Annotated in this window: 20 protein-coding genes; 12 read left to right on the forward strand and 8 right to left on the reverse strand. The window is 64.1% G+C overall.

The window, feature by feature from the left end; all coding sequences use genetic code 11:
- Nucleotides 1-221 precede the first annotated feature (221 nt).
- The 6 genes from hemA to ACJA3S_RS03835 all read left to right on the forward strand — a co-directional run bounded on the left by hemA (nt 222) and on the right by ACJA3S_RS03835 (nt 5571).
- Nucleotides 222-1499: a glutamyl-tRNA reductase gene (hemA, locus tag ACJA3S_RS03810; RefSeq protein WP_406820878.1), complete on the forward strand. Its 1278-nt coding sequence runs from the start codon at nt 222-224 to the stop codon at nt 1497-1499.
- Nucleotides 1496-2578: a peptide chain release factor 1 gene (gene prfA, locus ACJA3S_RS03815; RefSeq protein WP_170028253.1), complete on the forward strand. Its 1083-nt coding sequence runs from the start codon at nt 1496-1498 to the stop codon at nt 2576-2578. The genes hemA and prfA overlap by 4 nt, the downstream gene beginning before the upstream one ends.
- Nucleotides 2578-3408: a peptide chain release factor N(5)-glutamine methyltransferase gene (gene prmC, locus ACJA3S_RS03820; protein ID WP_406820879.1), complete on the forward strand. Its 831-nt coding sequence runs from the start codon at nt 2578-2580 to the stop codon at nt 3406-3408. The genes prfA and prmC overlap by 1 nt, the downstream gene beginning before the upstream one ends.
- On the forward strand, nt 3402-4157 hold the full coding sequence (locus tag ACJA3S_RS03825) for a molybdopterin-synthase adenylyltransferase MoeB (RefSeq protein WP_170028255.1): 756 nt from the start codon (nt 3402-3404) through the stop codon (nt 4155-4157). The genes prmC and ACJA3S_RS03825 overlap by 7 nt, the downstream gene beginning before the upstream one ends.
- Nucleotides 4150-4947, forward strand: coding sequence for a glutamate racemase (gene murI, locus ACJA3S_RS03830; RefSeq protein ID WP_406820880.1), 798 nt, complete (start codon nt 4150-4152; stop codon nt 4945-4947). Before ACJA3S_RS03825 ends, murI begins: the two co-directional genes overlap by 8 nt.
- 105 nt (nt 4948-5052) lie before the next feature.
- Complete coding sequence (locus ACJA3S_RS03835; protein WP_406820881.1) at nt 5053-5571, forward strand: acyloxyacyl hydrolase; 519 nt, start codon at nt 5053-5055, stop codon at nt 5569-5571.
- A 38-nt stretch (nt 5572-5609) separates the two neighbouring features.
- Here ACJA3S_RS03835 and ACJA3S_RS03840 read toward each other — a convergent pair whose 3' ends face one another.
- From ACJA3S_RS03840 to ACJA3S_RS03860, 5 genes are all read right to left on the reverse strand, one after another.
- The gene (locus tag ACJA3S_RS03840; RefSeq protein ID WP_406820882.1) at nt 5610-6305 is read right to left on the reverse strand and encodes an SDR family NAD(P)-dependent oxidoreductase; all 696 of its coding nucleotides are present in this window, start codon (nt 6303-6305) and stop codon (nt 5610-5612) included.
- Complete coding sequence (gene phrB / locus ACJA3S_RS03845; protein ID WP_406820883.1) at nt 6302-7744, reverse strand: deoxyribodipyrimidine photo-lyase; 1443 nt, start codon at nt 7742-7744, stop codon at nt 6302-6304. The genes ACJA3S_RS03840 and phrB overlap by 4 nt, the downstream gene beginning before the upstream one ends.
- Nucleotides 7735-8634, reverse strand: a complete 900-nt coding sequence (locus ACJA3S_RS03850) for a MerR family transcriptional regulator (RefSeq protein WP_406820884.1) — start codon at nt 8632-8634, stop codon at nt 7735-7737. The genes phrB and ACJA3S_RS03850 overlap by 10 nt, the downstream gene beginning before the upstream one ends.
- Nucleotides 8624-9592, reverse strand: a complete 969-nt coding sequence (locus tag ACJA3S_RS03855) for a YbgA family protein (RefSeq protein WP_406820885.1) — start codon at nt 9590-9592, stop codon at nt 8624-8626. The genes ACJA3S_RS03850 and ACJA3S_RS03855 overlap by 11 nt, the downstream gene beginning before the upstream one ends.
- Before the next feature lie 97 nt (nt 9593-9689).
- Entirely contained in the window at nt 9690-10676 is a 987-nt protein-coding gene (locus tag ACJA3S_RS03860; RefSeq protein ID WP_406820886.1) for an NAD(P)/FAD-dependent oxidoreductase, read from the reverse strand.
- Nucleotides 10677-10863: 187 nt separating this feature from the next.
- On the opposite strand from ACJA3S_RS03860, the gene ACJA3S_RS03865 reads away from it, so the two are divergent.
- Both ACJA3S_RS03865 and hemH read left to right on the forward strand, forming a co-directional pair.
- Nucleotides 10864-11769, forward strand: coding sequence for a TIGR01777 family oxidoreductase (locus ACJA3S_RS03865; protein WP_406820887.1), 906 nt, complete (start codon nt 10864-10866; stop codon nt 11767-11769).
- A gap of 13 nt (nt 11770-11782) precedes the next feature.
- The gene (gene hemH / locus ACJA3S_RS03870) at nt 11783-12799 is read left to right on the forward strand and encodes a ferrochelatase (RefSeq protein ID WP_406820888.1); all 1017 of its coding nucleotides are present in this window, start codon (nt 11783-11785) and stop codon (nt 12797-12799) included.
- 114 nt (nt 12800-12913) lie between these two features.
- Here hemH and ACJA3S_RS03875 read toward each other — a convergent pair whose 3' ends face one another.
- Both ACJA3S_RS03875 and upp read right to left on the reverse strand, forming a co-directional pair.
- On the reverse strand, nt 12914-14188 hold the full coding sequence (locus tag ACJA3S_RS03875) for a uracil-xanthine permease family protein (RefSeq protein ID WP_170028264.1): 1275 nt from the start codon (nt 14186-14188) through the stop codon (nt 12914-12916).
- Between the two features lie 2 nt (nt 14189-14190).
- Complete coding sequence (gene upp, locus ACJA3S_RS03880; protein ID WP_406820889.1) at nt 14191-14829, reverse strand: uracil phosphoribosyltransferase; 639 nt, start codon at nt 14827-14829, stop codon at nt 14191-14193.
- 159 nt (nt 14830-14988) lie between these two features.
- Here upp and ACJA3S_RS03885 point away from each other — a divergent pair, with 159 nt between their 5' ends.
- The 4 genes from ACJA3S_RS03885 to ACJA3S_RS03900 all read left to right on the forward strand — a co-directional run bounded on the left by ACJA3S_RS03885 (nt 14989) and on the right by ACJA3S_RS03900 (nt 17039).
- Nucleotides 14989-15546: a hypoxanthine-guanine phosphoribosyltransferase gene (locus tag ACJA3S_RS03885; RefSeq protein ID WP_170028265.1), complete on the forward strand. Its 558-nt coding sequence runs from the start codon at nt 14989-14991 to the stop codon at nt 15544-15546.
- 2 nt (nt 15547-15548) lie between these two features.
- Nucleotides 15549-16022 (forward strand): WbuC family cupin fold metalloprotein, encoded by a 474-nt coding sequence (locus tag ACJA3S_RS03890; RefSeq protein ID WP_406820890.1) that lies wholly within the window; start codon nt 15549-15551, stop codon nt 16020-16022.
- A gap of 187 nt (nt 16023-16209) precedes the next feature.
- A complete protein-coding gene (locus tag ACJA3S_RS03895; RefSeq protein ID WP_406820891.1) occupies nt 16210-16680 on the forward strand; it encodes a hypothetical protein in 471 nt (156 codons plus the stop codon).
- Nucleotides 16681-16748: 68 nt separating this feature from the next.
- On the forward strand, nt 16749-17039 hold the full coding sequence (locus ACJA3S_RS03900; RefSeq protein ID WP_406820892.1) for a PA4642 family protein: 291 nt from the start codon (nt 16749-16751) through the stop codon (nt 17037-17039).
- Nucleotides 17040-17216: 177 nt separating this feature from the next.
- Here ACJA3S_RS03900 and mqo read toward each other — a convergent pair whose 3' ends face one another.
- Nucleotides 17217-18725 (reverse strand): malate dehydrogenase (quinone), encoded by a 1509-nt coding sequence (gene mqo / locus ACJA3S_RS03905; protein ID WP_406820893.1) that lies wholly within the window; start codon nt 18723-18725, stop codon nt 17217-17219.
- Between the last annotated feature and the right edge of the window lie 147 nt (nt 18726-18872).

Genomic DNA, 18872 nt, shown 5'->3' on the forward strand with positions numbered 1-18872 from the left:
GAAGATCAAGATCAAGATCAAGATCAAGATCAAGATCAAAAGCAGAGCAGAGCAGAGCAGAGCAGAGCAGAGCAAGAGCGGAGCATGCCTGAAATCGCTGCTTGTGCAGGCCTGGAGGCGGCGATAGCCGCAGCGCTACCAGCGCAATAGCGAACGGTGGTTGTCCTGAAACCTGCGAAAGAGGACAATTATCGGCTTCCCGTCACAACCAGCGACCTTGCATGGCCTTTCTTGCACTTGGTATCAACCATAAGACTGCCTCGGTAGACGTACGCGAGCGCGTGGCGTTTACCCCAGAGCAGCTGGTAGACGCCCTGCAGCAGCTCTGCCAGCTGACATCCAGCCGCGAAGCGGCGATCCTGTCGACCTGCAACCGCAGCGAGCTTTATATAGAGCAGGATCACCTGTCCGCCGATGCCGTGCTGCAATGGCTGGCCGACTATCACCGGCTCAGCCTGGACGAACTGCGCGCCAGCGCCTACGTGCACGAAGAACACGAGGCGGTGAAGCACATGATGCGCGTGGCCTCGGGCCTGGATTCGCTGGTGCTCGGCGAGCCGCAGATCCTCGGCCAGATGAAGTCCGCCTATGCCGTGGCGCGTGAAGCCGGGACCGTCGGCCCGCTGCTCGGGCGCCTGTTCCAGGCCACCTTCAGCGCCGCCAAGCAGGTACGCACCGACACCGCCATCGGCGAAAACCCGGTGTCGGTGGCGTTCGCCGCAGTCAGCCTGGCCAAGCAGATCTTCAGCGACCTGGGCCGCAGCCAGGCCCTGCTGATCGGTGCCGGTGAAACCATCACCCTGGTCGCCCGCCACCTGCACGAGCAGGGCGTGCGCCGCATCGTCGTCGCCAACCGGACCCTGGAGCGGGCCAGCATCCTCGCCGAACAGTTCGGCGCACATGCCGTGCTGCTGGCCGATATCCCCCAGGAACTGGCCAACAGCGACATCGTCATCAGCTCCACCGCCAGCCAACTGCCGATCCTCGGCAAGGGCGCGGTGGAAAGCGCACTGAAGCAGCGCCGGCACAAGCCCATCTTCATGGTCGACATCGCCGTGCCACGCGACATCGAAACCGAAGTCGGTGAGCTGGACGATGTCTACCTGTACACTGTCGATGACCTGCACGATGTAGTGGCGGAAAACCTCAAGAGCCGTCAGGGCGCAGCCCAGGCCGCCGAAGAGCTGGTGGCAGTCGGGGCGGAAGATTTCATGCTGCGCCTGCGCGAGCTGGCCGCAGTGGACGTGCTCAAGGCCTATCGCCAGCAAAGCGAGCGCCTGCGCGACGAAGAACTGCAAAAAGCCTTGCGCCTGCTGGCCAACGGCGGCAACCCCGAAGACGTGCTGGCCCAGCTGGCCCGGGGGCTGACCAACAAACTCCTGCATGCGCCCAGCGTGCAACTGAAAAGGCTCTCGGCCGAGGGCCGCCTCGATGCGCTGGCCATGGCCCAGGAACTCTTTGCCCTCAACGAGGGCTCGACGGACAAATCCCCGCAATGAAAGCGTCGCTGCTGAACAAACTGGAAATCCTCCAGGACCGCTTCGAAGAACTCACCGCGCTGCTCGGTGATGCCGAGGTCATTTCCGACCAGACGCGCTTCCGCGCCTATTCCCGTGAATACGCCGAAGTCGAGCCGGTCTACGCTGCATATAAAGAGTGGCGCAAAGTCCAGGACGACCTCGAAGGCGCCCAGGCGCTGCTCAAGGACAGTGACCCGGACCTGCGCGAAATGGCCGTGGAAGAAGTGCGTGAAGCCAAGGAACAACTGCTGACGCTGGAGGCGCAGCTGCAACGCATGCTGCTGCCCAAAGACCCCAACGACGGCCGCAACGTGTTCCTCGAAATCCGTGCCGGTACCGGTGGCGACGAGGCGGCGATTTTCTCCGGCGACCTGTTCCGCATGTATTCGCGCTACGCCGAAAAGCGCGGCTGGCGCCTGGAAATCCTCTCCGAGAACGAAGGCGAGCACGGCGGCTACAAGGAAATCATCGCCCGCGTCGAGGGTGACAACGTGTACGGCAAGCTCAAGTTCGAGTCCGGCGCGCACCGTGTACAGCGCGTACCCGAGACCGAGTCCCAGGGCCGTATCCACACGTCGGCATGCACCGTGGCGGTACTGCCCGAACCGGACGAACAGGCCGCCATCGAGATCAACCCGGCCGACCTGCGTGTGGACACCTACCGCGCATCCGGTGCCGGCGGCCAGCACGTCAACAAGACCGACTCGGCGATCCGCATCACTCACTTGCCGACCGGCATCGTGGTCGAGTGCCAGGAAGAGCGTTCGCAGCACAAGAACCGTGCCCGCGCCATGTCCTGGCTGTCGGCCAAGCTCAACGACATGCAGACCAGCGCCGCGCAGAACGCCATCGCCAGCGAGCGCAAGCTGCTGGTGGGGTCGGGCGACCGCTCCGAGCGCATCCGTACCTACAACTACCCACAGGGGCGGGTGACCGACCACCGTATCAACCTGACCCTGTATTCGCTGGACGACATCCTCGCCGGTGGCGTGGAGGCCGTCATCGAACCGCTGTTGGCTGAATACCAGGCCGATCAGCTGGCCGCGCTGGGGGACTGATGACCATCATCGCCAGCCTGCTGCGCAATGCGCAGTTGCCAGAATCGCCCACCGAGCGGCTGGATGCCGAGCTGTTGCTGGCTGCGGCCATCGGCAAGTCGCGCAGCTACCTGCACACCTGGCCCGAGCGGATCGTCAGCAGCGAAGATGCCGAGACCTATGCCAGCTACCTGCAGCGCCGCCGCGACGGCGAGCCGGTCGCCTACATTCTCGGCCAGCAGGGCTTCTGGACGCTCGACCTGGAAGTGGCCCCGCATACCCTGATCCCGCGGCCGGATACCGAGCTGCTGGTGGAAACCGCCCTTGAACTGCAGCCCGCCACGCCGGCCAAGGTCCTTGACCTGGGCACCGGCAGCGGCGCGATTGCCCTGGCCCTGGCCAGCGATCGCCCGGCTTGGCAGGTAACCGCAGTGGACCGGGTGGAGGAGGCTGCCGCCCTGGCCGAGCGCAACCGCCAGCGCCTGGGCCTGGCAAACGCCCAGGTGCGGGTCAGCCACTGGTTCGACAGCCTGGCCGGCGAGCGTTTCGACCTGATTGTCAGCAACCCGCCCTATATCGCCGCCGCCGACCCGCACCTGGCCGTCGGCGATGTACGTTTCGAGCCCAGCAGCGCCCTGGTGGCCGGCGCCGATGGCCTGGACGACCTGCGCGTCATCGCCGCCCAGGCCCCGGCGCACCTGGTAGCGGGCGGCTGGCTGCTGCTGGAACACGGCTACGATCAGGCAGCGGCAGTACGCGCCTTGCTGGCTGAACAAGGCTTCATCGAGGTCGCCAGCCGCACCGACCTGGGTGGCCATGAACGCATTACCCTGGGACGCCTGCCATGCTGAGTGATCAGGAACTGCTGCGTTACAGCCGGCAGGTATTGCTGGCCCAGATAGACATTGACGGCCAGTTGCGCCTCAAGCGGAGCAAGGCGCTGATCGTCGGGCTCGGTGGCCTTGGTTCACCGGTCGCCTTGTACCTGGCTGCCGCCGGAGTGGGCGAGCTGCACCTGGCCGACTTCGACACCGTCGACCTGACCAACCTGCAACGCCAGGTCATTCACGACAGTGCCAGCGTCGGCATGAGCAAGGTCGATTCGGCCTTGCAGCGTTTGCAGGCGATCAACCCGGAAATCAGCCTGGTCGCCCATCGCCAGGCACTGGACGAGGACTCATTGGCCGCAGCAGTGGCGGCAGTCGACCTGGTGCTGGATTGCTCCGACAACTTCAGCACCCGCGAGGCCGTCAATGCCGCCTGTGTCGCTGCGGTCAAACCGCTGGTCAGCGGTGCGGCGATCCGCCTGGAAGGGCAGCTGTCGGTATTCGATCCACGGCGCGACTATAGCCCTTGCTACCACTGCCTGTACGGCCATGGCAGCGAAGCCGAACTGACCTGCAGCGAAGCCGGGGTGATTGGCCCTCTGGTCGGCCTGGTAGGCAGCCTGCAGGCCCTGGAGGCCATGAAGCTGCTGGCCGGGTTTGGCGAACCGCTGGTCGGGCGCCTGCTGCTGATCGATGCCCTTGGCACCCGCATGCGCGAATTGCGGGTCAAACGCGACCCGGCCTGTGCGGTCTGCGGTAAGCGCGATGGCTGAGCGCTCGGCGCCGATCGGCGTGATGGACTCCGGGGTAGGCGGCTTGTCGGTACTCGCCGAGATCCAGCGTTTGCTGCCCCACGAGACGCTGCTGTACGTGGCCGATTGCGGTCACGTGCCGTATGGCGAGAAGACCCCGGACTATATCCGTGAACGGTGCCGGCGCATTGCCGGGTTCTTCCATGAACAAGGCGCCAAGGCCATGGTGCTGGCCTGCAACACCGCAACGGTGGCAGCGGTGACCGACTTGCGTGAGTTATATCCGAGCTGGCCACTGGTTGGCATGGAGCCGGCGGTAAAGCCCGCTGCGGCCGCCACGCGTTCCGGCGTGGTGGGTGTGCTGGCGACCACTGGTACCCTGCAGAGCGCCAAGTTCGCCGCCTTGCTCGACCGTTTCGCCAGCGACGTACAGGTCATCACTCAGCCTTGCCCGGGCCTGGTCGAGCGCATCGAGGCGGGCGACCTGGCCAGCCCGGCGCTGCACCAGTTGCTGTCGGGTTATGTGCAGCCTTTGCTGGCTGCAGGCTGCGATACCCTGATCCTCGGCTGCACCCATTACCCCTTCCTGCGCCCGCTGCTGGCCGACATGGTGCCTGCCGACGTGGCGATCATCGACACTGGCGCTGCGGTGGCACGCCAGCTGCAGCGCTTGCTGGCCGCACATGGGCTGCTGGCCACTGGGCCTGCCGGCGATACCCGCTTCTGGACCAGCGCCGATCCGCAAGCGTTGAGAAAAATCCTACCTTTGCTGTGGCATAAATCCGACAGTGTGCAAAGCTTTGCGTTGTGAAAAAAACGTGAAATCAAGCTGAACTATCGTACTACTGCCGCTTTCTACCGTTTACCTGCCATGAGGCAGACACTCATAACAGCATCAGGAAGAAGGATGTTTCTCATGAAGAAACTGCTGTGCTTGGCGGCGGCTGCCGTCGTAACCCTGGGGCAAGCATTGTCGGCGCAGGCTGCCGACGTTTCGTTTTCGGTGGGGCAGACCGGCGACTCGACCATGGTCTATCGGCTGGGGCTGCAATCGAACTGGGACGCGAGCTGGTGGCAAACCAGTGTCGGCCGCCTGACCGGTTACTGGGATGGGGCCTACAGCTATTGGGATGGGGATGAGACTGCCAGCAACCACAGCCTCTCGTTCGCACCGGTATTCGTCTATGAGTTTGCTGGCGACTCGGTGAAGCCGTACGTCGAAGCGGGTATTGGCGTGGCAGCGTTCTCCAGTACCGAGCTGGAAGACAACGACCTGGGCTCGTCATTCCAGTTCGAAGACCGCATCGGCTTTGGCCTGCGCTTTGCCGGTGGGCATGAGATCGGGGTACGGGCGATCCACTATTCCAACGCTGGCCTGAAACAGCCCAACGATGGGGTAGAAAGCTACAGCCTGCATTACCGCATGGCGCTCTGAGCCCGCCTGGCAGGCGGGCCCTGCAGGCGCCATGCCGGCTAGCGTGGCAAAGGCCACAAATCGCTTGGGTCCAGGGTTTCCAGGACCAGCTCCGGCTCCCGCTGCGGCCACCGCCGCAGCAGCTCTTCTGCCGCGCTTTGCGCTGTCCAGGCCTCCGGTATCGCCTGCACCGGGGTCACCGGTGCCTTGAGCGACTGTGGTCCCACCACAGTCAGCTCAATCCCTTCAGCCTGCAATGCCTGGCGCTGCTTGCGCATCCACTGCGGCATGTTGTTCCAGTCTGCGCTGGGCTGCGTCGGCGCGTACAACTGCAACGCCGAATAACGGTTGAAAACCGCCATCACCTGCGGCGAGTCACCTCGCGCCAGCAATGGCAGCGCATTGGCCAGGCAATGTTCGCCGGCCAACTGGTTGCTGGTGGCAATTGCCTCGAACAGTTCGCCGCCTGGCACATTGTCCGCCAGGTAATCGCTGGTCCCGGCATTCAGGATCAGGCCATCCAGCGAGCACCAGGCATGGCAGATCTGCTGGCTGGCCTGTGCCGCCTGCTGTTCTTCATGCAACTGCCAGGGCAAACGCAACAGCTGGCGACCATAGCGCGCCGCCAAGGCGTCCAGCGCCTCGTCATCCTTGCCACTCGCGGCTACCCGGTGCCCTTGCCCGAGTAGCGCCTCCACCAACGCCAAGCCTAGTCCATTGGCCGCGCCCGTCACCCAGATACGACGAACATTCACGATATTGCCCTCTGATTCTGCCGACGCGGGAGGTTCTTGAAAGCTTCCAGCGCACGTTGGCGACTACTGTCGAGATCGACAATGGGACTGTGATAGCAATGTGTAGCAAAAAGATCGGCTGTCTTCACCGGTAAATGAATAGTTTTTTCATTCAGCCCCTGCAATTCAGGCAGCCAGTGCCGAATGAACTGCCCCTGGGGGTCGAAACGCTGCGATTGCGAAACCGGGTTGAACAGGCGGAAATAGGGTACGGCGTCGGTGCCGGTGGACGCGCTCCACTGCCAGCCGCCGTTGTTGGCAGCGAGGTCGCCATCGATCAGGTGGCGCATGAAGTGCCGTTCGCCCTTGCGCCAGTCGATCAGCAGGTTCTTGCTGAGGAACATGGCCACGATCATGCGCAGGCGGTTGTGCATCCAGCCGGTGTGCAGCAGCTGGCGCATTGCCGCGTCGATGATTGGAAAGCCGGTGCGGCCCTGTTCCCAGGCTGCGAGGTCGGCCGGTGCGTCGCGCCAGGGCAACGCTTCGATATGCGCGCGGAAGGCGCGGTGGCGCGAGACCTGTGGATAACCGGTCAGGATGTGTTTGTAGAATTCGCGCCAGAGCAGTTCGTTGATCCAGGTCTGCACGCCGCTGCTGCCGCTGTCGAACTCGCCTCGGTTGCTGGCCAAGGCGGCGTGCAGGCACTGGCGCGGCGAGATCACGCCGGCGGCCAGATAGGGGGACAGCTGGCTGGTGCCAGGCTTGGCCGGCAAGTCACGCAGCTGGTGGTAATCGTCGATGGTTTCGTCGACAAAGCGGGCCAGCCGCGCCTGTGCCTCGGCTTCACCGGCAGGCCAATGTTCGCGCAGGGAGCGCCCTGGCTGTTCGAAGCCTTTCACCTGCTCGGGTATGGAGTCGCTGGCGACCTGTAGCGGTGCCTGACGCTGCACCTGCCGGGCCAGGGCCGGCAGGTTGCGGTGCAGGTGCTCCAGGCAGCTCTTCTTGAACTGGCTGAACACCTGAAAGTAGTCACCACTGCGGGTGAGGATGCTGCCCGGACGGAACAACAGCTGGTCGAGATGGCTGTGAACCTGGATGGCCGAGCGTTCCAGCAAGGCCCGTGTGGCGTCGTCACGGCGCTGCTCGTTGAGGCCGTACTCTTCGTTCCAGTGCACACCTTGCACCCGATGCTGGCGGCACACCTCGAGCACGGCCTGTGGCGCCTGCTCCCAGCTGTCGACCGTGCGAATCAGCAGGGGGATGTTCAAGTGCGCCAGTGACTGGCTCAGGTCGCGCAGGTTACGCAGCCAGAAGTCGACTTTGCAGGCTGCATCGTCATGTGCCAGCCACTGCCCAGGGCTGATCAGCCACAGGGCGATGGTCGGGCCGCGTTCAGTGGCGGCACTGAGTGCGGTGTTGTCATCGATGCGCAGGTCGCTGCGCAGCCAGGTCAATTGCATGGTGAGTCCAGTCCTGCAGCCGGCCGCTCGTTGCCCTGAAGCAACCGCAGGGCGGCCTGGGGGGTGTCGAACAAGCAGAGGTAGGGGTGGTCGAGGTTACCGAGCTGCGCTTCGTGCATGGCCATTGTCGGTCCGCCCAGCAAGGCGGGCGTTGGCAGATTGCGCAGCATGCGTTGCAGCGCCTTGGCATCGATGCGCGGGCCAAGGTACAAGATGACGGCGCGCACTTTCAGGGTGGCGGCGGCATGGCTGAGTTGAGCCCCTGCGATGGGGTGTTCCAGCACTTCCACGGCGATACCGTTATTGGTCAGCAGCCAGGCGCATAACCACAGTTCAGGGTTGAAGCCGCGCTCGTGATCATCGGCCAACAGCACCGCAGGGCCTTGCAGCAACTGGTTGTCGTGATAGATCCGGGCACCGAGCTTGCTGCGCAGCCATGTGCTGAAAAAGATCTGCTCCAGCCCCGCATTGAAGTAGGTGCGCCAGCGCAGCTCGAGTATGTCGAGCAGCGGCAGCAGCAATTGCTCGCACAGGGTCACTGCCGGGTACAGCGCCATGGCCTGGTTGAGCTGTTGGTCGAGCGCACGTTGGGACAGATTGGCGATGGCTTCAATCAACTGGAACTGCCTGGCCTGCCAGTCGCCTTTGGGCGGCGTGGCAGTGGGCTTGTCGAGTAGCTCGCCTACCTGGCTGACCGATGCACCGCGCTGCAGCCAGGCGAGGATCGTCTGTACCCGCTCCACCTGGTCCAGCGGATACAAGCGATGGCCCTTGGCTGTGCGCTGAGGCTTGAGCAAGCCGTAGCGCCGCTCCCACGCCCGTAGGGTAACCGGGTTGACGCCGGTGCGACGGGCCAGCTCGCCGATGGGCAGCAAAATCTCAGACAGCATTGCGCAACCCCAGGCGCTCGGGATGCGGCTGCAGGTAGGCCTGTTGCAACAGGTACGGGTCGGGGTGCTTGCGCAAGTGGTGCTTGAGCAAGGTCAGCGGCACCACCAGTGGCACCACGCCTTGCCGGTACTGGCTGATGATGCTCTGCAGCTCGGCCTTGTCCTGCTGCGTCAGGGCATCCTTGAAGTAGCCGCTCAGGTGCTGCAGAACATTGCCATGGGTGCCGCGGCTGGCGCAGCGGCGCAGCGCCTGCATCAGCTGGCTGAAATAGCGCGGGCCGATGCTTTGCGGGTCGTCATCACGGCGCATGCTGCCGAGCATGCGCCCCAGGGTGCGGTAGGCCTGGGGGTTGTTGGCCATCAGCAGGTACTTGTAGCGCGCATGGAAATGCACCAGCGCCCCACGGCTCAGGCCCTCGGCCAGCAGGCGCTGCCAGTCGGCATAGGCGTATACCCGGCTGATGAAGTTCTCGCGCAGCACGGCATCGTGCAGGCGGCCTTCTTCTTCCACCGGCAGGTCCGGGCGCTGTGCGCAGAACGCCTGGGCGTACACACCGCGCCCGCTGTGGAAGGCCGGGCGGCCGTTGTCCTGGTAGACCTTGACCCGCTCCAGCCCGCAGGACGGCGACTTCTGCATGAAGATGTAGCCGCAGATGTCATCGAGTTCCGCGGCCATCTGCTGGCCATAACTGCGCAGCGGGCCGGTCAGGTCGATGTCGGGATTGCGTGTGCCGACCACTGCCGGTTGCTCGGGGTCGCCGACCAGGCGAATCGGGTCGCGCGGTACACCCAGGCCGATCGCCACTTCAGGGCATACCGGCAACCAGTCGAAATGTTCCTCGAGCTGCGTTCGACACAGGTCGGAGGCCTTGTGGCCGCCGTTGTAGCGCACGCTGTGACCGGTCAGGCAGGCACTGATGGCAATGCGCGGCTTGCGATGCGTGGAGGGGTCGTGCATGGCTGTCTCCATAAACCTGTACATGGTCAAAAACTTGTACAGGTCAATTCCAGCACAGCCAAGAAATTATGCAAACTAGTTTTTTTGTATAACTCTGTCACTCAAGGTGTTCGAGCAGCCGCCGCGCTGCTTCCTGGCCGCTCAGCCAGGCTCCCTCGACACGCCCGGACAGGCACCAGTCGCCGCAGGCGTACAAGCCTTGGTCGGCATCGGCCAGCGCGCCCCATTCATGGTTGCTGGTCGGGCGGGCATACAGCCAGCGGTGGGCCAAGGCAAAGGTCGGTGCCGGTACCACGCAGCCGACCAGCTCGGCGAATTCACCCCACAGCTGTTCGATCACCTCTTCCTTGGCCAGGTCGATGTGCTGCCGGCTCCAGGTTGAGGTGGCGTGCAGCACCCAGGTGTCGAGATGCTCGTCACGGCCCGGTTTGCTGCGGTTGCGCGCCAGCCAGTCGAGTGGGTTGTCCTGCACGAAGCAGCCTTGCATCGGGGTGTCCAGCGGGGCCTGGAAGGCCAGGGCGACGGCCCAGGTAGGCTCCATCTGCACGCCAGCGGCAACGGCAGCCAGCTTCGGGGTAGCGGCCAGCAGCGGTGTGGCCTGTGGCGCCGGCACGGCGATCACCACGCGGCTGTACGGGCCGTGGCTGCAGCCTTCGGTATCCTGCAGGTGCCAGTACTGCTTGCCACGGAACACCTCGGCGATGCGGCAGCCGAAATTGACGGTCACATCCTTGAGCAGGCCGCGGGTGATGGCGCTCATGCGCGGTACACCCACCCAGCGCGTCTGCTCGTCGGGCGAGGGGCTGAGTTCACCATCGCGGTAGTTGTACAGCTGCGGCGTCCATTGTTCGGCCCAGCCGGCGGCGACCCACTGCTGCACCTGCTCGACAAAGCGCCGGTCGCGGGCGGTGAAGTACTGGGCGCCGAGATCCAGCGCGCCAGCCTCGCTGCGCTTGCTGGCCATGCGCCCGCCACTGCCATGGCCTTTGTCGAACAAATGCACGGATTGCCCGGCCTTCTGCAAAGCCTGGGCGGCAGACAGGCCGGCGATACCGGCCCCGATGATGGCGATTGGTACTGTCATGATGGCCTCTTTAAACCTTGCTGTAAGCAGACTACGCTGTCAGGCAAACCTGTACAATGCACAATTTTTGTATAAGGTTATACCGCTTTGGCGGGCAGGTTGGCCTATGTTTATCCGAGAGCGTCGGGTCAAAAAAGTGCCTTGTCGTTAAAAATAGACCACCGCCGCAATCTGCGAGGACACTGCCATGCATATATTACTGACAGGCGGCACTGGGTTGATTGGCCGGCACCTGTGCCGCTACTGGCTTGGCCAGGGACATCGGCTGACGGTGTGGAGCCGGCGACCCGAGCAGGTGCCGACGATCTGCGGGGCGGGCGTGCGTGGCATCGCCCGCCTGGAACAACTGGAGCCGGACGATCAGCTCGATGCGGTGGTCAACCTGGCCGGTGCACCGATCGCCGACCGCCCCTGGACGGCGACTCGGCGCAACCTGCTGTGGGCCAGCCGCATCGCCCTCACCGAACAATTGCTGAGCTGGCTGGGCAGCCGTGAGCAGCGCCCGCAAGTGCTGATTTCCGGTTCGGCGGTGGGCTGGTACGGGGACGGCGGCGAACGCGAGCTGAGCGAGGCTTCACCCCCGGTGCGAGAGGATTTCGCCAGCCAGTTGTGCATTGCCTGGGAAGAAACCGCCCTGCGCTCGCAGGCCCAGGGCATCCGCGTGGTGCTGGTGCGGACCGGGTTGGTGCTGGCCAGCGATGGCGGCTTTTTGTCGCGCCTGCGCCTGCCCTTCAAGCTGGGACTGGGCGGGCCTCTGGGCCATGGGCGGCAATGGATGCCCTGGATCCATATAGACGACCAGGTGGCCCTGATTGATTTTCTCTTGCAGCACAAGGACGCCAGCGGTCCCTATAATGCCTGCGCCCCAGAGCCGGTGCGCAACCGCGAGTTCGCCAGGCGCCTGGGCCGCACCTTGCATCGCCCGGCGCTGCTGCCGGTGCCGGCGGTGCTGCTCAAGGCCCTTCTGGGCGAGCTGTCGATCCTGCTGCTCGGCGGCCAGCGCGCGCGCCCGGTACGCTTGCTGGCGGCAGGCTTTACCTTCCGCTTCAACGATCTGCAATCGGCCCTGGACAACCTGTCCAGCCAACTTTGACATAGGACGCTGCATGACCGATCACGCTCTGCTGCTGGTCAACCTGGGTTCCCCTGCCTCCACTTCGGTGGCCGATGTGCGCCGCTACCTCGACCAGTTCCTCATGGACCCGTATGTGGTCGACCTGCCCTGGCCGCTGCGGCGCCTGCTGGTGTCGCTGATCCTGATCAAGCGACCGGAGCAGTCGGCGCATGCCTATGGCTCGATCTGGTGGGACGAGGGCTCGCCGCTGGTGGTGCTGACCCGGCGCCTGCAGGCGGCGATGGCCGCACACTGGCCTCACGGCCCGGTGGAAATCGCCATGCGCTACGGCCAGCCGGCCTTGCCTGAAGCGCTGGAACGGCTTGCCCGACAAGGCGTGCGCAAGGTGACCCTGGCGCCGCTTTACCCACAGTTCGCCGACAGCACGGTGACCACCGTGGTAGAGCAGGCCAGGCGGACCATCGAAGAGCAGCAGTTGCCGCTGCAGATGCGCGTGCTGCAACCGTTCTACCAACACCCGGCGTACATCGAGGCGCTGGCCGCCAGCGCCCGTCCTTACCTGGAACAGCCGTATGACCACGTACTGCTCAGCTTCCATGGCCTGCCGGAGCGACACCTGAAGAAGCTGTTCCCGAAAGGCACCCGGCACGACCTGCGGGCTGTCGATTGTTGCCATGATGCGTCCGCCGAGGTGCGGGCGGTTTGCTACCGTGGGCAGTGCCTGGCCACGGCCAAGGCGTTTGCGCAGAAAATGGGCATTGCCGAGGGGAAATGGTCGGTATCGTTCCAGTCGCGGCTGGGCCGGGACAAGTGGATCGAGCCCTACACCGAGACGCGGCTGGATGAGCTGGCCAAGGCCGGGGTGAAGAAGTTGCTGGTGATGTGCCCGGCATTCGTCGCCGATTGCATCGAGACGCTGGAAGAAATCGGCATGCGTGGCAGCGAGCAGTTTGTCGAGGCGGGTGGGCAGGAGCTGGTGCTGGTGCCGTGCCTGAATGACCACCCGGAGTGGGCCAGGGTGCTGGCTGACCTGTGCGAAAAGGCTTGAACAGCTGGGGCTGCATTGCAGCCCTGTTGCGACACAAGGCTGCTTCTACAGGGGCCGGAATTCCGGGCAGGGGCGGCCTGGTGACCCGACCGGGCTGCAAGGCCGCCCCAGACCTCAAGGCATCTGATCATCCAGCTTCTTGTGCTTCCAACCATCATTGCCCGGCAGGATCAGGTTCAGGGCGATCGCCACGATGGCGCACAGGGCAATGCCTTTCAGGCCCCAGTCATCCGGGCCATCGCCGCTGCCGATGAGCACGCCGCCGATACCGAACACCAGGGTGACCGAGACGATCACCAGGTTGCGCGCTTCGGCCAGGTCGATCTTGTGGCGGATCATGGTGTTCATGCCCACCGCTGCGATCGAGCCGAACAGCAGGCACAGGATGCCGCCCATCACCGGCACTGGAATGCTCTGCAGCAGCGCGCCGAACTTGCCGATGAAGGCCAGGGTGATGGCAAAGATCGCCGCCCAGGTCATGATCTTCGGGTTGTAGTTCTTGGTCAGCATCACCGCGCCGGTCACTTCGGCGTAGGTGGTGTTGGGCGGGCCGCCGAACAGGCCGGCTGCGGTGGTGGCCAGGCCGTCACCGAGCAGGGTGCGGTGCAGGCCGGGTTTCTTCAGGTAGTCACGGCCGGTCACGCTGCCGACGGCGATCACCCCACCGATGTGCTCGATCGCCGGTGCCAGGGCAACCGGGACGATGAACAGGATGGCCTGCCAGTTGAACGCCGGCGCGGTGAAGTTGGGCAGTTCCAGCCACGGTGCGGCGGCGATTTTGGCCGTGTCGACCACGCCAAAGGCGAACGACAGGGCAAAGCCGACCAGCACGCCGGCAATGATCGGCACCAGGCGGAAGATACCTTTGCCGAACACGGCGACGATCAGTGTGGTCAGCAGGGCGGGCATGGAGATCATCATCGCCGTCTTGTACGGCAGCAGCACGCTGCCGTCCCCGGCCTTGCCCATGGCCATGTTCGCCGCGATCGGTGCCATGGCCAGGCCGATGGAAATGATCACCGGGCCGATCACTACCGGCGGCAGCATGCGGTCGATGAAACCGGTGCCTTTGATCTTTACCATCAGGCCCATGAAGGTGTAGACGAAGCCTGCGGCCATCACCCCGCCCATGGTCTCGGCCAGGCCGAACTGGCCCTTGGCGAGGATGATCGGGGTGATGAAGGCAAAGCTCGAGGCCAGGAACACCGGTACCTGGCGGCCGGTGACCAGCTGGAACAGCAGGGTGCCGATGCCGGCGGTGAACAGCGCGACGTTCGGGTCGAGGCCGGTGATCAGTGGCATCAGCACCAGCGCGCCGAATGCCACGAAGAGCATCTGCGCGCCCGAAACGACCTGGCGCCAGAGCGGGTCGTTGAAGCCGTCCTGCATGGTCAGGCGTCCTTTTGCTTGGTGCCGAAGATCTTGTCACCGGCATCGCCCAGGCCAGGCACGATATAGCCGTGCTCGTTCAGGTGCTGGTCGATCGACGCGGTGTAGATCTGCACGTCCGGGTGGGCTTTTTCCACCACTTCGATGCCTTCCGGCGCGGCCACCAGGACCATGGCACGGATTTCCTTGCAGCCTGCCTTCTTCAACAGGTCGATGGTGGCGACCATCGAACTGCCGGTGGCCAGCATCGGGTCGATGATCAGGGCCAGGCGCTGGTTGATGTCTGGCGCGAGCTTTTCCAGGTAGGTGTGGGCTTCGAGGGTTTCTTCGTTGCGGGCAACGCCGACCGCGCTGACCTTGGCCCCGGGGATCAGGCTGAGCACGCCGTCGAGCATGCCGATGCCGGCGCGCAGGATCGGCACCACGGTAATCTTCTTGCCAGCGATCTTTTCAACCTGCACCTTGCCGCACCAGCCGTCGATCTCGTAGGTTTCCAGCGGCAGGTCCTGGGTCGCTTCGTAGGTCAGGAGCGCGCCGACTTCCTGGGCGAGTTCGCGAAAATTCTTGGTGCTGATATCGGCACGGCGCATCAGGCCGAGCTTGTGGCGGATCAGCGGATGGCGGATCTCACGAGTGGGCATAGGGGGCTCCGAAAGGCGGGCAAAAAAACCGGGCTAGATTAATCTATTCAGCCTGTGCTGTCGTCTGGTCATTTTGGACGTTAGTCCATAAATGCTTGATCTGTGACGAGCGGATGCGTACCTTTGCCCGCTTTTCCAAAGTGCCACCCGGAGAGCGCCATGTCCGCCGATCTCGAGCATATCCGTCAAGTCATGCGTGAAGCTGACTGCCTGTACACCGAAGCCGAAGTCGAAGCGGCCATCGCCAAAGTCGGCGAGCAGATCTGCAAGGACCTGCACGACAAGAACCCGGTGGTGTTCTGCGTAATGAACGGCGGCCTGATCTTTTCCGGCAAATTGCTGACCCACCTGCAGTTCCCGCTGGAGGCCAGCTACCTGCACGCCACCCGCTATCGCAACCAGACCAGCGGCGGCGAGTTGTTCTGGAAGGCCAAGCCGGAAGTGTCGTTCATCGACCGTGACGTGCTGATCGTCGACGACATCCTGGATGAAGGCCATACCCTCAGCGCCATCATCGAGTTCTGCAAGCATGCCGGCGCACGCTCGGTGCACACTGCAGTACTGATCGACAAGGACCACGACCGCAAGGCCAGCCCGGACCTCAAGGCCGACTACGTGGGCCTGCCCTGCGTCGACCGCTACATCTTCGGCTACGGCATGGACTACAAAGGCTACTGGCGCAACGCCAACGGCATCTTCGCGGTCAAGGGGCTGTAACCATGCGCCAGCCTGCGTTCATCGACCAAGCGTTGTTCGCCGGGCTGGCCGCGCAGGCTGCCGCCAACCCACGCGGGCGCCAGCACCATAATTTCCACGAGATGGACGAACCCTGCCACCGCATGGCAGTCGGCCTGCAGCCGGGTACCTACATCCCGCCGCACCGCCACCTCAGCGCCGACAAGGCGGAAACGCTGCTTGCCCTCAAGGGGCGCTTCGGCCTGCTGTTGTTCGATGAGCAGGGCGCGGTGACCGGCAAGCGGATATTGCAGGCAGGCGGTGACTGCCTTGGCGTGGACCTGGCGCCCGGCACCTACCACGGGTTGGTGGTACTGGAGCCGGACAGCATCCTGTTCGAGTGCAAGGCCGGGCCGTACCGGCCAGTGGGCGAGGGCGAGCACGCGCACTGGGCGCCGCGCGAAGGTGACGAGGGCGTTGCCGGGTACCAGGCCTGGATGCTTGCGCAGTTCGATTGACGCCAGGCCGGCGCACTCAGCCGTAGGGGCGGCCTTGTGTCGCGATGGGGCGCAAGGCGGCCCCGGCCATTTTGGTGGCGAAGCTTCAATCGAGGAGCTGCGGCGCAGCCCGATCGCGACGCTAGGCCGCTCCTACAAGAGGTTGTGCACGCCGTGCTAGAGTGCCCCTTCATACAAGGAGCCTCACATGCGTGCGTTTCTTCCCCTTCTGCTGGCGGTCAGCCTGCCGCTTGCCGCCGCACCGCTGCACAGCCAGTTCCTGCCACCCGACGACCAGTCCCTGCGCCAGGAAGCGCCGACCGGCCAGCAATTGCTGCAAGTAACCGATTATTCGGTGGTCGTCGGGGCCCAGCGTCAGTCCGACCAGCAGCCGATCCCGATCACCTCGTCATTGCAGGTGCGCCTCAAGGGCAAGCCACTGAGCAAGGGCGCCACCATCACCCAGGTGCTGCTGACCTTCGACGGCGAAGCGGCCAAGAGCCTGAAAAAGCCTGTGTATGACGACAAGACCCGCACCCTGAGCCTGAATTACCCGGTCAGCGACTACCGGGTGATCATGGACCTGCTGCGTAATGAAACGCTGTACGTGCAGTTCCTCACCTACGCCAACGGCCACATCTGGGCCGACCTGCACACCGGCACCGTACGTACGCGTTGAGGCGCGCGGCCTGCGGGGGGTACACTGCCGGCCTTCGAAATCCCGTGATGGTCCAGTTGGAGTCGGCAATGCGTAAAGACAAGAAACAGGTAATCGGCGACGAGATCAGCGACGACTACATCAAGACGTTCCTGCAATTCGAGCCGGCCGATGGGGTGACCTCGCCTTCGCTGCACAAGCTGGTCAAGGCCTACCGCGGCCTGCGCGTCGACGACTTCGCACGCTTTGTCGGCTTCTTCGTCGAAGCGGGCCTGGACCTGGATGGCAAGGACGAGCATGGCAAGACCTTCGTCGAGCTGATTGCCGACCAGCGCAATGCGGCGGAGTACATTGAGATCATCGCCAGCGCCCGTGGTTGATCGTTAGCCTGCACCGGCCTCTTCGCGGGCGCGCCTGCTCCCACAGGGATAGTACACAGCCTGAGGGTGGCGCCGAACCTGTGGGAGCGGGCATGCCCGCGAAGAGGCCGGCACAGGTTGGTGAGTAACCAGGCACAAAAAAACGCCCCGAGGGGCGTTTTTTCGTTACCAGCCGAATCAGGCGTAATGCTTGGCCGCCGGGCTGCTTTCCACCAGGTCCAGCGCCGCGTCGTTGTCGGCACTGATCTTGTGGTACAGGGCAGCGTCGGTCGCCAGGGTCTTCTCGCGCGCCGGGAAGATTTCCTTGAGCTTGGCAGCCCAGGCACCCTTGGCCTGCTCGGGGAAGCAGCGCTCGATCAGTTCCAGCATGATCGACACGGTCACCGAAGCACCCGGCGATGCGCCGAGCAGTGCGGCCAGGCTGCCGTCCTGGGCCGAGACCAGCTCGGTACCAAACTGCAGCACACCGCCTTTCTTCGGGTCTTTCTTGATGATCTGCACACGCTGGCCAGCCACTTCCAGGCGCCAGTCTTCGGCCTTGGCCTGCGGGTAGAAGCGACGCAGGGCTTCCAGGCGCTGTTCCATCGACTGCATCACTTCACTGACCAGGTACTTGGTCAGGTCCATGTTGTCGCGGGCCACGGCCAGCATCGGGCCGATGTTGCCCATGCGCACCGACAGCGGCAGGTCCATCAGCGAACCGTGCTTGAGGAACTTGGTGGTGAAGCCGGCGTAGGGGCCGAACAGCAGCGATTTCTTGCCGTCGACCACGCGGGTGTCCAGGTGCGGTACCGACATCGGCGGGGCGCCGACCGCAGCCTGGCTGTAGACCTTGGCCTGGTGCTGCTTGACGATTTCCGGGTTGTCGCAACGCAGCCACTGGCCGCTGACCGGGAAGCCACCGAAGCCTTTGCTTTCCGGAATGCCGGACATCTGCAGCAACGGCAGGGCCGCGCCACCGGCACCGAGGAAGACGAAGCGGGCGTCCACTTCGCGGCTGCCGCCGCTGTTGACGTCCTTGATGCTCACGGTCCAGCCGCTGCCGTTACGGCGCAGGCCAACGACCTTCTTGCTGTACTTGACCTGTGCATGCTCGGCGTCGCCCAGCAGCTTGAGCAGCTTGTTGGTCAGCGCGCCGAAGTTGACGTCGGTGCCCTTGAGTACGCGGGTGGCGGCGATGCGCTGGTCGGCCGGGCGGCCTGGCATCATCAGCGGCATCCACTCATTCATCAGCGCCTTGTCTTCGGTGTATTCCATCTCGGCGAAGGCGTGGTGCTGCTTGAGCAGCTCGAAGCGCTTCTTGAGGAAGGCAATACCCTTGTCACCCTCGACGTAGCTCAGGTGTGGGACAGGGTTGATGAAGGCACGCGCCGAGCCGAAGTTGCCCTTCTTGCTCAGGTAGGCCCAGAACTGGCGCGAGACCTCGAACTGGGTGTTGATGTGCACGGCCTTCTTAATGTCGATGCTGCCATCGGCGGCCTGCGGCGTGTAGTTAAGCTCGCACAGGCCGGCGTGGCCGGTACCTGCGTTGTTCCAGGGGTTGGAGCTTTCCGCGGCTCCGGAGTCCATCGCCTCGACGACCTCGAGTTTCAGGGTCGGGTCGAGCTCCTTGAGCAGTACGGCCAGGGTGGCACTCATGATGCCCGCGCCTACCAGTACCACATCAACCGATTCGTTCTGCGCCATTTAACGCGTCTCCACAATCTACAGCTACCTAATTGACAGCATAGGACCTGGGGTCGCCAGGATCGCCATGTCCGACTTATCGCAGTTCTTGCAACTTCCGCGGGCACCGCCAATCAGTCTTCGGGTTCGCTATTGAACGCCGTTTGC

The sequence above is a fragment of the Pseudomonas sp. KnCO4 genome (assembly GCF_045344305.1).
Lineage (GTDB): Bacteria > Pseudomonadota > Gammaproteobacteria > Pseudomonadales > Pseudomonadaceae > Aquipseudomonas > Aquipseudomonas anuradhapurensis.

What these genes read in the sequence shown, in the direction of transcription:
- hemA (WP_406820878.1), top strand. Translation starts at nt 222, where the DNA reads ATGGCCTTTCTTGCACTTGGTATCAACCATAAGACTGCCTCGGTAGAC.
- prfA (WP_170028253.1), top strand. Translation starts at nt 1,496, where the DNA reads ATGAAAGCGTCGCTGCTGAACAAACTGGAAATCCTCCAGGACCGCTTC.
- upp (WP_406820889.1), bottom strand. Translation starts at nt 14,829, where the DNA reads ATGCCCACTCGTGAGATCCGCCATCCGCTGATCCGCCACAAGCTCGGC.
- ACJA3S_RS03860 (WP_406820886.1), bottom strand. Translation starts at nt 10,676, where the DNA reads ATGACAGTACCAATCGCCATCATCGGGGCCGGTATCGCCGGCCTGTCT.
- prmC (WP_406820879.1), top strand. Translation starts at nt 2,578, where the DNA reads ATGACCATCATCGCCAGCCTGCTGCGCAATGCGCAGTTGCCAGAATCG.
- ACJA3S_RS03825 (WP_170028255.1), top strand. Translation starts at nt 3,402, where the DNA reads ATGCTGAGTGATCAGGAACTGCTGCGTTACAGCCGGCAGGTATTGCTG.
- ACJA3S_RS03875 (WP_170028264.1), bottom strand. Translation starts at nt 14,188, where the DNA reads ATGCAGGACGGCTTCAACGACCCGCTCTGGCGCCAGGTCGTTTCGGGC.
- mqo (WP_406820893.1), bottom strand. Translation starts at nt 18,725, where the DNA reads ATGGCGCAGAACGAATCGGTTGATGTGGTACTGGTAGGCGCGGGCATC.
- ACJA3S_RS03835 (WP_406820881.1), top strand. Translation starts at nt 5,053, where the DNA reads ATGAAGAAACTGCTGTGCTTGGCGGCGGCTGCCGTCGTAACCCTGGGG.
- ACJA3S_RS03890 (WP_406820890.1), top strand. Translation starts at nt 15,549, where the DNA reads ATGCGCCAGCCTGCGTTCATCGACCAAGCGTTGTTCGCCGGGCTGGCC.
- hemH (WP_406820888.1), top strand. Translation starts at nt 11,783, where the DNA reads ATGACCGATCACGCTCTGCTGCTGGTCAACCTGGGTTCCCCTGCCTCC.
- ACJA3S_RS03855 (WP_406820885.1), bottom strand. Translation starts at nt 9,592, where the DNA reads ATGCACGACCCCTCCACGCATCGCAAGCCGCGCATTGCCATCAGTGCC.
- ACJA3S_RS03850 (WP_406820884.1), bottom strand. Translation starts at nt 8,634, where the DNA reads ATGCTGTCTGAGATTTTGCTGCCCATCGGCGAGCTGGCCCGTCGCACC.
- ACJA3S_RS03885 (WP_170028265.1), top strand. Translation starts at nt 14,989, where the DNA reads ATGTCCGCCGATCTCGAGCATATCCGTCAAGTCATGCGTGAAGCTGAC.
- murI (WP_406820880.1), top strand. Translation starts at nt 4,150, where the DNA reads ATGGCTGAGCGCTCGGCGCCGATCGGCGTGATGGACTCCGGGGTAGGC.
- ACJA3S_RS03900 (WP_406820892.1), top strand. Translation starts at nt 16,749, where the DNA reads ATGCGTAAAGACAAGAAACAGGTAATCGGCGACGAGATCAGCGACGAC.
- phrB (WP_406820883.1), bottom strand. Translation starts at nt 7,744, where the DNA reads ATGCAATTGACCTGGCTGCGCAGCGACCTGCGCATCGATGACAACACC.
- ACJA3S_RS03865 (WP_406820887.1), top strand. Translation starts at nt 10,864, where the DNA reads ATGCATATATTACTGACAGGCGGCACTGGGTTGATTGGCCGGCACCTG.
- ACJA3S_RS03895 (WP_406820891.1), top strand. Translation starts at nt 16,210, where the DNA reads ATGCGTGCGTTTCTTCCCCTTCTGCTGGCGGTCAGCCTGCCGCTTGCC.